Annotated in this window: 10 protein-coding genes; 6 read left to right on the top strand and 4 right to left on the bottom strand. The window is 63.9% G+C overall.

What is annotated here, in order from left to right; genetic code table 11:
- Positions 1 to 121: 121 nt before the first annotated feature.
- Positions 122 to 5,857, bottom strand: coding sequence for a discoidin domain-containing protein (locus tag BBBF_RS02405; protein WP_231855235.1), 5,736 nt, complete (start codon positions 5,855 to 5,857; stop codon positions 122 to 124).
- Between the two features lie 460 nt (positions 5,858 to 6,317).
- On the opposite strand from BBBF_RS02405, the gene thiM reads away from it, so the two are divergent.
- From thiM to BBBF_RS02390, 3 genes are all read left to right on the top strand, one after another.
- Entirely contained in the window at positions 6,318 to 7,217 is a 900-nt protein-coding gene (gene thiM / locus BBBF_RS02400) for a hydroxyethylthiazole kinase (RefSeq protein WP_021648432.1), read from the top strand.
- Between the two features lie 94 nt (positions 7,218 to 7,311).
- On the top strand, positions 7,312 to 10,068 hold the full coding sequence (gene thiC, locus BBBF_RS02395) for a phosphomethylpyrimidine synthase ThiC (protein WP_003812161.1): 2,757 nt from the start codon (positions 7,312 to 7,314) through the stop codon (positions 10,066 to 10,068).
- A gap of 122 nt (positions 10,069 to 10,190) precedes the next feature.
- Positions 10,191 to 10,664, top strand: a complete 474-nt coding sequence (locus tag BBBF_RS02390; protein ID WP_003812159.1) for a hypothetical protein — start codon at positions 10,191 to 10,193, stop codon at positions 10,662 to 10,664.
- Between the two features lie 589 nt (positions 10,665 to 11,253).
- On the opposite strand, the gene BBBF_RS02385 is transcribed toward BBBF_RS02390, so the two are convergent.
- Positions 11,254 to 12,462 carry an ATP-binding protein gene (locus tag BBBF_RS02385; RefSeq protein WP_003817324.1) on the bottom strand — a complete coding sequence of 403 codons (1,209 nt, stop codon included), beginning with the start codon at positions 12,460 to 12,462 and terminating at the stop codon, positions 11,254 to 11,256.
- A gap of 107 nt (positions 12,463 to 12,569) precedes the next feature.
- Here BBBF_RS02385 and thiD point away from each other — a divergent pair, with 107 nt between their 5' ends.
- The 3 genes from thiD to BBBF_RS02370 all read left to right on the top strand — a co-directional run bounded on the left by thiD (position 12,570) and on the right by BBBF_RS02370 (position 15,132).
- The gene (thiD, locus tag BBBF_RS02380) at positions 12,570 to 13,466 is read left to right on the top strand and encodes a bifunctional hydroxymethylpyrimidine kinase/phosphomethylpyrimidine kinase (protein WP_021648430.1); all 897 of its coding nucleotides are present in this window, start codon (positions 12,570 to 12,572) and stop codon (positions 13,464 to 13,466) included.
- Positions 13,467 to 13,569: 103 nt separating this feature from the next.
- Positions 13,570 to 13,944: a thiamine-binding protein gene (locus tag BBBF_RS02375; RefSeq protein WP_003812153.1), complete on the top strand. Its 375-nt coding sequence runs from the start codon at positions 13,570 to 13,572 to the stop codon at positions 13,942 to 13,944.
- 144 nt (positions 13,945 to 14,088) lie between these two features.
- The gene (locus BBBF_RS02370) at positions 14,089 to 15,132 is read left to right on the top strand and encodes a LacI family DNA-binding transcriptional regulator (protein ID WP_021648428.1); all 1,044 of its coding nucleotides are present in this window, start codon (positions 14,089 to 14,091) and stop codon (positions 15,130 to 15,132) included.
- Between the two features lie 183 nt (positions 15,133 to 15,315).
- On the opposite strand, the gene BBBF_RS02365 is transcribed toward BBBF_RS02370, so the two are convergent.
- Complete coding sequence (locus tag BBBF_RS02365) at positions 15,316 to 15,732, bottom strand: DUF3052 domain-containing protein (protein WP_003812151.1); 417 nt, start codon at positions 15,730 to 15,732, stop codon at positions 15,316 to 15,318.
- Between the two features lie 204 nt (positions 15,733 to 15,936).
- The gene (locus tag BBBF_RS02360; protein WP_080665116.1) at positions 15,937 to 16,785 is read right to left on the bottom strand and encodes a YlbL family protein; all 849 of its coding nucleotides are present in this window, start codon (positions 16,783 to 16,785) and stop codon (positions 15,937 to 15,939) included.
- Positions 16,786 to 16,795 lie beyond the last annotated feature (10 nt).

The following is a 16,795-nucleotide window of genomic DNA, read 5'->3' as shown; positions in this document are numbered from 1 at the left end:
ACGGCAGACGGTGACAGCATGCCGCCTTGTTCGGCAGCATCCAACCTGCGGATATGCGGGTGCCCCGCCGGCATGATCGTCGACGGGGCACCCGGGGAGACTCGCGAGAGTCTCGTGTGGGTCAGGAGCGCTTGCGGCGCAACGCCATGATGCCGGCACCGACCGCCAGCATCGCGGCCGCGACGGAGGCGATGATGGCGACGGATGCGCCGGTCTTGCTCAGTGCGCCGCCATCGATGATGGCGATGATGCGGCCGGGCTTCTCCTTGAGCGCGGCGCGGGCGTCGTTGAGCATCGACAGCGCGTTGTCGATGTCGAACTGCGTGGAGTTGGCGTTGCCGATGACGGCCTTGGCATGCGCCAGGGCGGTCTCGAACGCCTTCCACGACTCGGCCGTGTACTTCGACCCGTCCAGCTTCTCGGCCTCGACCTTCTTGACCGCCTTATCCAGCGCCGCCTTGTCGACGGTGCCCGGTTCGGGCTTCGGGTCGGGCTTGACCTCGCCCTTCTCGGTCAGTCCGTCGCGAGCGGAGGTCAGGGCGCCAAGGGCCGCGTCCACATCCTGCTGGGTGGCGGAATCGCTGGCGATGACGGCCTTGGCATGCGCCAGGGCGGTCTCGAACGCCTTCCACGACTCGGCCGTGTACTTCGACCCGTCCAGCTTCTCGGCCTCGATCGCCTTGATCTTCTTGTCCAGCTCGGACTTGCTGACGGGGGCGGGTTCGGGCGTCTTCTCGGTCAGCCCGGCGTAGGCGTCGGTCAGCGCCTTGAGCGCGTTATCGACGTCCTGCTGGGTGGCGGAATCATCCGCGATGACGGCCTTGGCATGCGCCATGGCGTCCGCGAAGGTCTTCCACGAGTCGGCCGTGTACTTGGACGAATCCGGGTTCTTGGCCTCGATCGCCTTGATGGCCTTGTCCAGATCCGTCTTGCTGACGGTCGGGGCGGGCTGCGAGACGGTGATGTCGATGACCGCGGACTTGCCCTGGTAGGTGACGGTGACGGTCTTGTCGGTGACCTTGAGCTTCGCGTCGAGCGCAGGCTTGAACGTGAAGCCGCCGGCCGTCTGCGTGTTCCAGGTCACGGTGCCGGTGCTGTCGTCGTCATAGTTGAGCTGCAGCACCAGTCCTGCCGGGTCGAACGCGTCGCCGACCACATAGGTCAGCTTGGAAGGCTTGGTCTTGACGCTCACCGAGGTCAGCGTCGGTTTCGGCGCCGGGGCGTTCTTCAGTTCGATGGTGAACGTCTTGGCGACGGTGCCGGAGTACTTGTCGATGCCGCGCACGGTCACCGTGGCCGTGCCGACGGCGGTGTTGCCCGCGTAGTCGAGCAGGTAGTCCACGCCGTAGCGCAGCGTGGCGTCGCCCAACGTCACCGTCACGTCCTTCGTGGCGAAGGTGGCGGGATGGTCGGCGTCCACCTGGTCGACGGTCAGCTTGGCGGGCACGGTCACGGTCGCGCCGCTGATGTCGGTGGTGTCGACGGCCTTGCGCAGGCGGATTTCGGAGGCGGACATGAACTTGTCGTTGCCGGAATCCGCATAGGTGTGGACGGCCTTGAGCCGCACGTGCTTGGTGGTCACCGGCTGATTGAACTCGGCGAGCTTCCAGCCGTAATCGGTGGTCCATGTGCCGGAGCCCGCGTCGGTCCAGTTGGTGCCGTCATCGCTGACCTGAACCTTGTATTCGGTGACGGAGCCGTTCTTGCTGCCCGCGGGGCGCGGCAGGTAGCGCAGCGCGTCGAGCTTGGTGGGTTTCTGGAGCTCGAAGGCGATCCACAGGTCGTTCACGGTGGTGGGCGTCCAGTTGGAATGCCAGTACGTGCTGGTGTTGCCGTCGACCGCGAATTTCTTCGGGCCTTCGGTCGCGGTGCCGGACGTCTGCTCGCTGCCCGCGGTGACCGTCATGTCGGCGGCCGGGTAGTCGCGCTCATCGGAGTCTGCGGGGAATTCCTGCTCCGTGCCCAGGTTGATGGTGAAGGTCTTGCGCGTGACGTGGTCCTCGGACTCGGTGATCACGCGGATCACGTTGTCGTGCGCGGGCAGCACGGTGACGCTGGCGTTGCCTTCGCCCTCGGCTTTGACGTCCGCGATGATCGCGGGCGTGTTGTAGGAGCCGGCGGCGAGCACGGAGTCGGAGACCTTCGTGCCGTTCACTGTCAGCGACGAGAGCGCGGCGGACGTGTTCGTGACGAACTTGCTGGTCGCGGTCTTCAGCTCGATCTCGGTCAGGCCGGCGCAGACCACGCCGCTGGGGGTTGTGGTGTCGGCGTTGGTGACCGTGACCTTGACGAACGTGGCTCCCACCGGAGCGAAGTCATAGGTGTACGGCTTGACTCGGTCGGACGACTCCTGGGTCGCGATGGTCTCCGTGGCAGCGAGATCCGTCCAGTTCTTGCCGTCCGCGGAGATCTGGATCTTCGTCTTGCCGGCGTCGGGGAACCTCACCGCGTTGCTGTCGCGGAAGAAGTACATGACAATCTGGCCGAGCTGCTGCTCGGTCGCGTACTCGAAGGTGATCTCGGCGGTGTTGTGGCCGGCCTTCGAGTACGCCCAGTTGGTCCATGCTGACGGGTTCGCGCCGCCGCCGGTATTGGCGTCGACGGTCGTGGAGCCGTCCTTGATGGCGTTCAGCGTGTCGGACTGCTTGTCGGCGGGGATGTTCTGAGTCAGGCGCAGTGCATTGCCGGAGACGCTGCTGCCGATGGTGACCTGCGACCGCTGCACGCGAATCGTCGCGGTGACCTTGAACTCCTTGCCGAAGACGGTGGCGGTGCCGGGGACCTTGACGGTGCCGGCCGTGTTGTACACGGTGTCGGCGGGCTTGGTCCAGTGGACGGCGAAGTTCGCGCTGGTCACGGTGCCGTCGGGCAGCACGGCCGGACGCGAGCCAGGCAGCACGGCGGGCGTGCCGACCGGTGTGCTGGCCGAATAGTTGAGCAGCGCACCGATCTCGTCGATCATCGTCACACGCACGGAGATCTTCTGCCCGGCGACCGTGCCGGCCACGCTGAACGAACCGGCCTTGGCGATCTGGTCGTCGCTGACTGCGTCCCATGTGACGTTCTGACGGTCCGACGTGCCGTCGGAGTAGCGCACCTCGACATCACTCGGCAGATTCGGCTTGTTGCCGGTCTTGACGTAGTAGTTGCGCGAGTAGTAGAAGCTGCGGACCGTCTTCTCGGTGCTGGTGCCGGGGACGGCGGTGGTGGCGATCTTCACTGTGGATGATTGCAGACCGTCGGCCTTGGCGGTGACGGTGATCTCGCCCGCCTCCTTGGTGGACTGGACGATGGCGAGCACCTTGCCGCTGAACGCCCTGCGGTTGTCGGCCTGATAGGAGTCGTGATCCGGCGAGCTGCCGTTGTCGACGCCGACCAGTTTGCCGGCGCCCTTGACGTCGAAGGTGACGCGGTTGGCGGCATCGGGGACGATATGGCCGTTGGCGTCGGTCACGTCGACCTCGATGTACGACAGGTCCTTGCCGTCCGCGGTGATCGTCTTGCGGTCGGCATCGGCTTTAAGCTTCGCGGCCTTGCCGGTGGTGGTCACCGACGCGTTGCCCTCGGTGGACCCCTCGGGGATCAGCCTGTTGTTCTCGTCGTATGCTTCGGCGGAGATGGTGCCCTCGGCCCACGGCACGTTCCAGGTCAGGTACATGTTCTTGTGGGCGGTGGAGTCCTTGTCGGTGCCCTCGTAGACCTGATAGGTGTATCCGGCCGCGGTGGTCTTCTTGGTGAAGGACTTCTCTCCGATCAGTCGCTTTTCGGTGCTGCCCTTCGGTGTGAAGTACAGCTTGACCTTGGCCGCGTCGGTGTAGACGACGACCGGCACGTTGTTGCCGGAGCCCTTGGCGACGACGTTCTCGTTCCATGCGGGGAGGATGTGCAGCGTGTGCACGTCGTCGTTCCACTGGCTCTGATAGAAGTAATAGGTGTCCTTCGGGAATCCTGCGGTGTCGACGATGCCGAAGTACGAGTTCTTCGGCGACGGCCAGGAGCCCACGGCGCCGGAGCCGGTGCCGTTCCACGGGGTGGGTTCGCCGAGATAGTCGAAGCCGGTCCACACGTATGTGCCGGCGACGAAATCGCGCTGGACCACGTCGTACCAGGCGGAGCTGGCGACGGCACCCCAGCCGACTGCGGAATTGTCATAGCTGGTCAGCTGCTTGTCGCTTGACTGGGCGCCGCCGGTGGTGCGGTTGTAGATGCCTCGGCTGTTGATGGCGGACGCCGTCTCGGAACCGTAGATGGCCCATGAGGGGTGGGTCGTGCGGATCTTGTCGTAGTTCGCGCCGTCGGAGTAGTTGGTGCCGACCACGCCGCCGTTGGCGGTCAGGTTGTCGCCCATGGTGTTCGACTCGTTCCAGTTGGCCTTGATCTTGTTGTCGCCGTAGGTCATCGGGCGGGTGCTGTCCGCGGCCTTCGTCCATGCGACCAGCTTGGCGGAGGTAGCCGGGAAGCCCGAGACGCTGCCGCTGATGCCTTCCATCATCTCGTTGCCGAGCGACCACATGATGACGGACGGGGCGTTCCTGTCACGGTTGATGGTGCTGGTCAGGTCGAACTTGGCCCAGGTCTCGTCCTTGTCGCCACCCAGGACGGCGTTGTCACCGGCGATGGCCTGGCCGAACCACTTGCCGTAATCCTCGGTGTTGCCGTTCTTCGACCGGTTCCACATGTCGAAGACCTCTTCGACCACGAGGACGCCCTTCTCGTTGCAGACGTCAATCAGCGCCTTGGCTGCGGGGTTGTGCGTGGTGCGGATCGAGTTGACGCCCATCTTCTGGAGAATCTCGACCTGGCGCTCGATGGCGCGGCGGTTGGCGACCGCACCGAGCGATCCCTGGTCATGATGCATTGAGACGCCCTTGAGCTTGACTTTCTCGCCGTTAAGCGAGAAACCGCTGGTCGCATCGAAGCCGGTCCAGCGGAAGCCGTATTCGGTGTCGTAAGTGTCGAGCACCTTGCCGCCGTTGAGCACTTCGGTGCGCACGGTGTACAGGTTCGGGTTCTTGATGCTCCACAGCTTGGGCGAGGCGGCGGTGATCGTGGAGGTCACGTCCGCGCTGGCACCGGCCGCGATGGACTTGGATGCGGTGGTGACGGTGCCGATGGCGGCGTCGGTCTTGCCTCCCTTGGGGAACACGGTCTGCTTGAGGGTGATGTTCGCCGCGGCCTTGGTGTCGTTGGCGACCTTGGTGGTGAGGTTCATCGTCACGTTGCCGCCGTTTTGGGTGGCGAGGCTCGGGGTCTTGATGGCCACGCCGTTATTGCCGACGTGCACGCCGTCGGTGACGGTGAGGGTGACGTCGCGGTAGATGCCGGAACCGGAGTACCAGCGGCTGGACGGCAGCCTGTTCTCGACCTTGACGACGATGGTGTTCTCCCCACCGAACTTGGCGTTGCCGGTCAGGTCGAAGGAGAATGGCGAGTAGCCGTACGGATGGGTACCGAGCTTGACGCCGTTGAACCAGACGGTGGCGTTCATGTACACGCCGTCGAAGTTGATGGCGATGCGCTTGCCGGCGAGGTCCCGGTCGATGGTGAAGGACTTGCGGTACCAGCCGGTGCCGCCGGGGAGGTACGCGCTTTCGGCCTCATTACTCTGCGAGTACTTCTGCGTGATGCTGTAGTCATGCGGCAGGTCGACCTGCTGCCAGGCCGAATCGTCGAACGTCGGGTCCTGCGCCTGCACGGAATCGGACAGCATGAACTTCCAGTTGGCGTCGAAATCCGAGGTGCGATCCTGCTTGGAATCCACGGCGCTGGAGTAGACCACCTCCGGCGTGGAGCTCATCTGCGTGGTGGAGTCGGATCGGGTGGCGTCCTCGACCGCCCACGCTGAATTTGTTAACAACCCTAACGGTATTGACAAGGCCACTGTGGCGGCGAAAGCCACGATGCGGCCACCAAGTCTGCGAACTGCCATAAACGTTCCTTCTTCATTGAATCCACGAGCGCCTGCCGCGCCGCTCTGTTGCTGTTAGTGTATACGCACCAATGCGATATCCACACGGTGATCATGAGAATGATATCTCATTACCTGTATTTCATGTAAATGCCATTAACAAAAACGGCGTGTCGCCATCGCCAATCTTGTGCCCCCCCATACAGGGCCGGAAAAATCGCAACGCAACGCATGCCGGCAACGAAACGGCGCCATTACCACGTACCTTCAAGAAACGCAAGACACAATGTCCATATTGGGCCATAGCGTTGAAGGGCACAATGCAGGGGAACCCGCAGCAGTACGCGAGTTGAGAAAGGCCACACGCCTGACCCTTTGAACCTGTTGGTCAAGATCATCGTAGGGAGCAATGATTATGAGCGAGGAATCGCCGAACACGCGGATATCGCCGCAAACACAGCCATCACTGCGCGAGCAGATAGCGGACGCGGTGCGCACGGTACGCGAGACTACGCCGCTGGCGCAGTCCTTCACCAATTTCGTCACCATCAACCTTGTCGCCAACGCGCAGCTCGCCGCCGGAGGCGCGGCGGCCATGAGCTTCCTGCCGGACGACATCATCGACACCGCCACGATCAGCGGCGCCGACTACATCAACGTCGGCACCCTGCTGCCGTTCTACAAGGACGCGCTGCCGCAAGTGGCGAGGGCGTTCCACAACACCGGCCATCCCTGGGTGCTCGACCCCGTCGCCGCCGGCATTGGAGAGACCAGAACCGCCATATTGCAGTCATTCAAGCGCTATCCGCCGACCGTGATCCGAGGCAACGCCTCGGAGATCATCGCGCTCGACGCCATGTGGGGGCTGAACGAGGAATCCGCGACCGCTACCGCATCCAAGCCCGCCGGCGTGGAATCCGTCGACGACGTGGAATCCGCCATCGCACCGGCGCAGCGGCTCGCATGGTTCATGGCGAGGCACGGCGCCAACGGCACGGCGGCGGTGGCCGTCTCCGGTGCGACGGACATGGTGACCGACGGCGAACACGTGTACCGGCTGGCGGGTGGCAGCGCCATGATGACGAAAATCACCGGCGCCGGATGCTCGCTCGGCGGCGTCACCGCCGTGTATCTCGCCGTCGCGCAGCCGCTGATCGCCGCGATCGCCGCCACATCGCTGTACAACACGGCCGGCGAGATAGCCGAGAAACGAAGCAACGGCCCCGGTTCGTTCCAGGTGGCGCTGCTGGACGCGCTGTGGAACGTTACCGCCGAGGAGGTGGCAGACCGCGCGATCGACATGCGATAGCCGCCCCTCCCGGTGCTCCCGATGAGTGGCGCCGGCATCATATTCTTCCAATAGGCATCATATTCTTCCAATAACACAATTAAAGGAACAACAGATGAGCAATGAATACCCATTCGCGTCCATGCGCGATTCGTTCGACCTGAGCGCGTACTTCGTGGTCGGCCCCCAGGACTGCAAGGACCGGCCGCTGACCGAGGTGATCGATCAGGCCTTGCATGGCGGCGCCACCTTCATTCAATTGCGAGCCAAGGGCGCCGACGCCTCTGAGCTGACCGAGATGGCCCGCGACATCGCGCAGATCATCGAGGACAACGAGAAGTCCGACTCCGTGGCCTTCGTGATCGACGACCGCGCCGACGTGGTGTGGCAGGCCCGCCGCAAGGGCATCAAGGTCGACGGCGTGCACATCGGCCAGAGCGATATGGAGCCGCGCGAGGCCCGCGCCCTGCTGGGCGACGAAGCGATCGTGGGACTGTCGGCTGAGACCGAGTCCCTGGTCCGACTCATCAATGAGCTGCCCGACGGCTGCATCGACTACATCGGCGCCGGACCTCTGCACGTCTCCTCCACCAAGCCGGAAGCCTCGGTGGGCGGCAACGACGGCTCCGGCAAGACCCTGGATGCCGCGCAGATCAACACGATCTGCTCCGCCAGCGAGTTCCCGGTCGTCGTCGGTGGCGGCGTGACCGCGGCTGACATGGCCATGCTGGCCGGCACGAAGGCCGCCGGCTGGTTCGCGGTCTCCGCCATCGCGGGCGCCGAAGACCCCGAGGCCGCCACCCGCGAGATGGTCTCCGGCTGGAAGGCCGTGCGCGCAGACGAGCGCCACGGATACGCCCCGCGCATCGTGACCCACACCCCCGCCACCGACACGCAGGCCGCGCAGGAAGGCAGCGCCGCCGCCGGAGCCGAGGCCACCGAAAAGAAGTTCACCAACGCCAAGGACGCCAAGGACGCGCAGAAGCTCGCCAAGCAGCAGCGCGTCGACATCGCCGCCCGTGGGTCCAAGCAGCGCGACAAGGCGCACATCCGCAAGACCAAGTCTGTGCCGTTCTCCTACGAGTACGGCTCCTACGACCTTGAGGTACCCTACACCGAGATCAAGCTCTCCGACACCCCCGGAGTGGGCCCGAACGCCCCGTTCCACGACTACAACACCGAAGGCCCCAAGTGCGACCCGAAGGAGGGCCTGAAGCCCCTGCGCCTCGACTGGATCCGCGACCGCGGCGACATCGAGGACTACGAGGGCCGCCGCCGCAACCTGCAGGACGACGGCAAGCGCGCCATCAAGCGCGGCCGCGCCACCAAGGAATGGCGTGGACGCACGCACCAGCCGATGCGCGCCAAGGACCACCCGGTGACCCAGATGTGGTACGCCCGTCACGGCATCATCACCCCGGAGATGCAGTACGTCGCCACCCGCGAGAACTGCGACGTGGAGCTCGTGCGCTCCGAGCTGGCCGCCGGCCGCGCCGTGATGCCCTGCAACATCAACCACCCCGAAGCCGAGCCGATGATCATCGGATCCGCCTTCCTCACCAAGCTCAACGCCAACATGGGCAATTCGGCCGTCACCTCCTCCATCGATGAAGAAGTGGAGAAGCTCACCTGGGCCACCAAGTGGGGCGCCGACACCGTGATGGATCTGTCGACCGGCAACGACATCCACACCACCCGCGAGTGGATCCTGCGCAACTCCCCCGTGCCGATCGGCACCGTGCCGATGTACCAGGCGCTCGAAAAGGTCGAGGATGACGCTTCCAAGCTGTCTTGGGAGCTGTTCCGCGACACCGTGATCGAGCAGTGCGAGCAGGGCGTGGACTACATGACCATCCACGCCGGCGTGCTGCTGCGCTACGTGCCGCTGACCGCCAACCGCGTCACCGGCATCGTCTCCCGTGGTGGTTCCATCATGGCCGACTGGTGCCTACGTCACCATCAGGAGAGCTTCCTGTACACGCACTTCGACGAACTGTGCGACATCTTCGCCAAGTACGACGTGGCGTTCTCGCTCGGCGATGGTCTGCGCCCCGGCTCGCTGGCCGACGCGAACGACGCGGCCCAGCTGAGCGAGCTGATGACCCTGGGCGAGCTCACCGAGCGCGCGTGGGCCAAGGACGTGCAGGTCATGATCGAGGGACCGGGCCACGTGCCCTTCGACACGGTGCGCATGAACATCGAGCTGGAGAAGGCCGTGTGCCACGGCGCCCCGTTCTACACGCTGGGACCGCTGACGACCGACACCGCGCCGGGCTACGACCACATCACCTCCGCCATCGGTGCCACCGAAATCGGCCGTTACGGCACCGCCATGCTGTGCTACGTGACGCCCAAGGAGCACCTGGGCCTGCCGAACAAGGATGACGTCAAGCAGGGCGTGATCGCCTACAAGATCGCCTGCCACGCCGCCGACATCGCCAAGCACCACCCGCACGCAATGGACCGCGACAACGCGATCTCGAAGGCCCGCTTCGAGTTCCGCTGGCTCGACCAGTTCAACCTGAGCTACGATCCGGATACCGCCATCGCCTTCCACGACGACACGCTGCCCGCCGAGCCGGCCAAGATGGCGCACTTCTGCTCGATGTGCGGCCCGAAGTTCTGCTCGATGGCCATCTCGCAGAACATCCGCAAGGCGTTCGGCGGCGAGGCCGCCCAGCAGCAGATTGTCGCGGACGCCGTCACCGGCAAGATCCCGGAGGGCGTCGAGACCCCGGCGAACCCGGTCACCGACGACACCGTCGTGTCCGCCAACGTCCTAAGCCCCGAGGAGATCCTTGCCGGTATGGACGCCATGGGTGAAAAGTACCGCGCCCAGGGCGGCAAGCTCTACTCCAAGGCCAGCGAGTAAGCTCCAGCCTTCATCGGTAATGCCCCCCGCTAGCGGGGGGCATTCGTATTTGCGGCTCTTCCTCTGACGGGCGCCATCCCGTATCATGGATATACGTTGCTCAATGTCGAGAAAGGGATTCCATGAGTACGACGAACAACAGCCTTTCCATACTGTCGAAATCCGGTTCGTGGATACGCGGCAATCCCGGACGATTCGCCTGCATGCTGATCGTAGCCGTCCTTTACGGCCTGCTTCTGGCCTGTATAGTTCAGCCCGATTATGAGGGCTTCATGGCCGCTGCACTGATGATCAACTTCCTTGTTCCTCCAGTATTGCTTATCATCAATATCGCGGCTGCCTGCTTCAGGAAAAGCACTTGGAAATTCCCTCTCGGATGCGTAGCGGTCTCACTCCCGCTGCTGTTCGCTCTGATCCACGGGTTCGAAGGCGGTCCTTGCGCGAAGGCCGACGTCTGCACCTCGATTGGCGGATGGCAGCTTTCATGGGGCTGCATGGAGCAAATCGGATACTTCATGCTGGTATTCACCGTATTCTCATTCGTGGGATTCGCCTTGGTGCGACTCATCAAGCACTTCCTGCGGGCGCATCGGTAGCGCATCAGGTCGTCGCTCTCCCGCCGGTCGGTGACGGTTATGCGGGTGCGGCTGTGCGGATGAGGCTGTGCGGGTGCAGCCATGACGGCGAAGTCGCTGCCACACCAGGACGAAAAACACGTTTTTGACCGTGGTGTGGTACACGCCCGATACGGGAGGATTCGCACCGGACAGCGGAATCGGCCATTTTTCAAGGATTGCCGATATTCCTCTTGTACCACGGCAGCGCATGTAACCGGTTAAAACCGATTCCGCAGCAAGGTCCTGTGCCACACCACGCGCAAAACCGGCGTTTTCGACGTGGTGTGGCACAAAATCCTCGACTTGTCTCACACTTTGGAACAAAAGACTCCACATCCCAATCAGACCAGCAGACAAGACCCATCCCCTCCCGCTGGCGGGAGGTGGCACGCAGCACCGGAGGGTGGACAAACGGCAGAACGGATGCAAAACCGACGAAACACAAGACCACACCATCGCCCGCTACGCGGGAGCCCTCCGGGCCCTGCAATCAAGGACGGCCTGCGGCCGCCAGCGAGGGCAAGAACCAACCCTTACCGCAAGCAGGAGCCGAGAATCGAGCTCGCACCTAGTGCCGGCGTGCGCGGAACTCGGGCCGATGCTCGACGCGCTCGAATGCGGTCATGAGGTCACCGGCGCGGATCGCGGCACGCTTGTCCTTGGCGGCCACCAGTGCGGCCTCGGTCCAGATGGCGCACACTTCGGCGCCGCTCCAGCCCTCGGTGCGCTCGGCGACGTCGGTCAACGGCAGCTCGCCCTCGCATGACAGCGATGCGGCCTGCACCTGCAGGATACGCAGACGGTCATGCTCGCTCGGCATCGGGAACGGAATCTGCCAATCGAAACGCCCCGGGCGCAGCAGGGCCGGATCCACGTCCTCTATGCGGTTCGTCGCGGCGACCACCACCACATTGCCCTTGGACTCGAAACCGTCCATCAACGTGAGCAGCTGCGCCACCAGGCGCTTGCCGACGCCGTTCGTGTCGGTCTCGCGCGAGGAGGCGATCGAATCGATCTCGTCGAAGAAGATGATCGCGCGCTTGTCGGACTGCGCCGCGGCGAAGATCATGCGCAGCGTCTCCTCACTGTCGCCGACGTACTTGCTGACGATCGTCGGACCGGAGACAAGGTAGAACTGGGCGTCAGCCACGTTCGCGATGATGCGGGCCAGGTGCGTCTTGCCGGTACCCGGCGCGCCGGTGAAGATCACGCCCTTGATGGGCTTCGCGCCGATCGCCCGCATCTGGGCGCTGTTGCCCAGCTGCGTCTCGATCAGCTCCTTCGCGCGGGCGATCACCCGCTCATACCCACCGAACGCCGCGAACGTGAGCGACGGATCGGCACTCGGCGTGAGGCGGTACTGCTTGATGTCGTCATCATGGTCGGACTCCCCCGGCCGGATCGCGGTCGGCCACAGCACCCGTTCGATGCCGAACAGATCGGTGAACTCCACCGTGTTTCCGGGCGCGATGTCGACCGGATATTCACCTTCCAGCAATTCCAGACCATCCGAGGTCTCGATGACCACGCAGTCCTCCAGCGCACGGCGGATTACGCCGACACGCGGCTTGACCGGCCACACCGAGGGCGGCACCTTCGTATAGAAGTCCTTGCCGACCAGCAGCACGTCGCCGATGTCGAAGATCTCCTGGCTGGGGAACGTCAGCTGCGTGCTGTGGCCGTTCGGCATCACCGCATAATATGCGGTGCGTCCTTCATCGAAGCCGGTGATACGCGCCAGAACACCATCACGCCGAAGGATATCGTCATTCGCCATCTCGCCGCAGCTCTCCTTTATCCGTGGTCGCCGATCCATGGTCGGCGATTGCAAAACGACTCCATCTCACCATAGAAACAGCGCAATTTCAAGACCATCCGGCTACAATGAACGGCATGACAGAGCAACTTGACACAACGGCGGCGCAATCCACGCTGCCTCCGGTGCTGACCATCGCCGGCAGTGATTCGTCCGGCGGCGCAGGCATTCAGGCCGATCTGAAGACCATGCTCGCCAACGGGGTGTTCGGCATGAGCGCGATTACCGCGATCACCGCACAGAACACGATGGGCGTGACGGGTGTGCAGAATATCACACCGGACATGGTCGCCGCACAGATCGACGCGGTGTACACGGACATTCCACCGGCCGCGGTCAAGATCGGCATGGTATCGTCGGCGGAACTCATCTGCACGATAGCGGACCGGCTGGAGGCCCATCACGCACGTCATATCGTGCTCGATCCGGTGATGGTCGCCACGTCCGGCGCCAAGCTCATTGATGACGACGCCATCACTGCACTCACCGAGCGCCTGTTCCCCCTGGCCGAGGTGATCACGCCGAACATCCCCGAAACCGAGGTGCTGCTTGACCTGATCGCCCACCGGGGAGCCTCGCTGGACCCTGCGAAATGGGCTGAGGACACCGACCGTGAGAGCACGCGTACCGTGAGCGATACGGCGATGGAGGACGCCGGCCGCACCGTGTCGGAGCATTACGGCTGCGCGGTGCTCGTCAAGGGCGGGCATGGCGTGGCCGACGCGAGCGACCTGCTGTATGCCGATGGCGTCGCGACATGGATTCACGGCGTGCGCGTGGACAATCCGAACACGCATGGCACAGGATGCACGCTGTCGTCGGCGATCGCCTCGAATCTGGCCAAAGGCGAGGCACTGCCCGACGCGATCCGCCATGCCAAGGACTATCTGACCGGAGCGCTCGGCGCGCAGCTGAACCTCGGCCACGGTTCCAGGCCGATGGACCACGCATGGCACTGGCGCTGACCTGCACGCGGCAGGCGGATCCCTTATGGCGACGCCGGCCGGAACATACCGTATATACAGACCATCCAACACAGCAACAACCAACCAATCAGGGGGCATTCATATGACCATCGACCGCAACGCCGTCACGCAGGAAGTGCCGATCGACCCGGAAACCGGCAAGCCGTATCTCAACACCGTGGCGGCTATACAGGTCTCCGCGAACGGCGTCGGCTCCGAGGTGTCGCCATATGTGGCGCAGGCCGTCGAGGTGATTCGCGAATCCGGCCTGCCGCAGGAGACCAATGCGCTGTTCACCAACGTGGAAGGCGACCTGGACGAGGTGCTCAAAGTGGCCGGCGAGGCCGCCAAGAAGCTCGCCGAGCAGGGCTACCGCACGAGCCTCGTGCTACACATGGACATCCGCCCTGGATTCACCGGTCAGCTCACCGAGAAGCCGAAGATCGTCGACGCCATCCTCTCCGGCAAAAGCGAGTGACCGGCGACGAATAACCGCCGCCCTGCCTGTGCCCGCGACCGCCACCAGATGACCGCCACCGAGCGATTGCATGGCACCGGCAGGCGGATGTCAATAGCGTGAACAATCCTGCGAAACCCGCAGATTGCGTGTACCGTTCTTCCTATGACGACGATGAAGGAGGTCGCCGAGAGAACGGGGGTGTCGGTCTCTACCGTTTCCTTGGTATTGAACGATCGCGACGAGGGCCGGGTCAAACCCGCCATCGCCGAACAGGTGCGCGCCACCGCCAAGCGGCTCGGCTACCGGCCTAATCCGCTTGCACGCTCGCTGCGCACCAGCAAGACGCGCATCCTGGGTTTCATCAGCGAGGGGATCGCCGCCACGCCCTATGCGGGCGGAATCATCCTCGGCGCGCAGGACGCGGCCAGCAAGTTGGGGTATATGCTGCTGACCGTGAACACCGACGGCAACAGCGACGAGGCGAGGGAGATCGCCACGCTGAAACGCTATGGGGTGGACGGGTTCCTTTACGCGAAGATGTCGAACCGTTTCACCGACGTGCCGAAACCGTTGCACGATTATCCGCTGGTGCTCGTCGACGCCACGGATCGCACCGGCCGGTATGCCAGCATCGAACCGGATGAAACGCTCATCGGCTACGACGCGACCAAGCGGCTGATCGACGCCTGCTGCGCGAGCATCGCCTATATCGGCTGCTCGGAGCCGATGCTCGCGCAGCAGGGACGGCTGGAGGGGTATCGCCGTGCACTGTTGGAGGCGGGCATGCCGTTCGACGAGTCGCTGGTGGTCGCCGTGCCGAACAACGGGCCTGCGTTGCAGACCGTGACCGACCTGTTCGAGCGGAGGCGGCCCGACGGGTACTTCTGCTTCAATGACGCCCGCGCATGGTACGTGTACGAGAACGCGGCGAGACGTGGCCTGGTCGTCGGCCGGGACGTGTCCGTGGTCGGTGTGGACAACCACCGGGTGTTCGCCGAGACGCTGGAGCCGCAGCTGACGACCGTGGAGCTGCCGCATTATGAGATGGGGTATTGGGCGACGCGCAAATTGGTATCGCTGATCGAGGGTCGGGAGCCGGACGATGACGAACCGGAGACGACCGCTCCCCTGCCGCCGTTGGACGCCTCAATACCGGCGAAGATTCATTGCACGCTGATTGACAAGCAATCCGTGGCGCAGCGCTGATTCGCGGGGCCCGCTTCACGGCGTGCACGGCTCATTCCATGTGCGGCGGTTCGCGCCCCGGGCATGTTGGCTGTGACGGCGGCGGCATGCATGATGCCTCTGATGCCGTACGTCAGATGCGGCGGCATGCATGATGCCGCCGTCGATATCGTCCGCTGGTATCGTGCCGGCGGACAGGCCGGATCAGCGTCCCTTGCCGAACGCCCGAAGCCGGATGCCGTTCCAGTCGGGGCTTACGGTGAGCGGTGTGGCCGCGTTCATGCCGGCGGTCTTGGCGGCGGACTGGACCGTGCTGGAACTCGCCGCGCCGGTCCTGCCGGGCTTGGGGGTCAGCACCCAGAAAGGGCCATCATCGCCGACGACCGAATAGGCGTCCACGATGGTGTCGGACAGCTCGTCCTCGTCATCACCGTCCCGCCACCAGACAATGGCTCCGTCGACTGCGGAATCATAGTCCTCGTCGACCAGATCCTCGCCGGTCAGATCCTCAATCTTGGCGCGCACCGAGTCATCGACGTCGTCATCCCACAACCATTCCTGCACGATGTCGCCGGACTGGAAACCAAATTCTTCACCGTTCTGTGATGCCGTTTCATTCACGGTGAACACATTACCAAAACGCTGGGAACAGCGACGTTAACACTCCGAAAAACCGGATGTTTTTTGGGTTTTTCTCGCAATTGATACGGGACATGCCGATGGACGCGTCCGTCTCATGGCCGATTCCCGGCCGTCCCGCTGCCACGCGGACAGGCCGGTTCCATGCTTCGTCCGGACGTGTTCCGGCGGGCCGGGATGGGCGACTCACGATGCGGTGCAACCGGCCAATCCGTCGGTGTGCCCCTGCCCGATCGCCACCAGAGCCTGATACGCCTCATCGAGCGTTGACACCTTGACGACATGCAGGCCCTGCGGCACGTGCCCTACCACCTCATTGCAGTTCGACTCGGGAGCGAGGAACCATGTCGCGCCGTCACGCAGGGCGCCCAGCATCTTGAGCCGAATGCCGCCGATGGCCCCGATCTTGCCCTTCGCGTCGATCGTGCCGGTGCCAGCGATGGTCTTGCCGCCGGTCTCATCGGCTTCGGTGAGCTTGTCGATGATGCCCAGCGCATACATCATGCCTGCGGACGGGCCGCCGATGTCGTCGACATGCATCGACACCTTCACGCCGGAGACGTCCATGCCCTTGCCCTTAAGATACGAGAGCGCGGCATTGGTCGCCGACGACTGGGATGAGTCCATCTCATGGGAGGATTCCTCGGCGTACTCCTCGCTGGTCTGCCCGACCGGGAACACGACCTCCTGCGGCATCACGGTCTGCTTCGGATCAAGCCATGCGACCAACGCCTGAGCGTTGGTGACGGGATACCCGGGCACGCCGGCGGCGTTGACGGTGACGAGCAGCAGCTTGCCGGAATCCTTGTGGGTTTCAGCGCCGGAGATGCTGATCACATCGGAGCCTGACGACGAGCCGAGCACATCCTGCGTCGGCCCCGGGCCCTCTACCGTATACGCGGACGGCAGCATCATCGTCACCACTGCCAGTATCACGGCGATGGCGCCGGCGAAATACCTGAGCGAGTGCGAGCCGAGGTAGTTGCGGATGCGCGAAAGTGCGCTGTGCGCGTGAAGTTGGTTGTTTTCATGCATATTCGCCATA

This window comes from Bifidobacterium bifidum ATCC 29521 = JCM 1255 = DSM 20456, assembly GCF_001025135.1.
In the GTDB taxonomy this organism is placed as follows: Bacteria; Actinomycetota; Actinomycetes; order Actinomycetales; family Bifidobacteriaceae; genus Bifidobacterium; species Bifidobacterium bifidum.
Note: the sequence above shows the minus strand (reverse complement) of the source record. Positions and strands in the feature narration are given on the sequence as shown.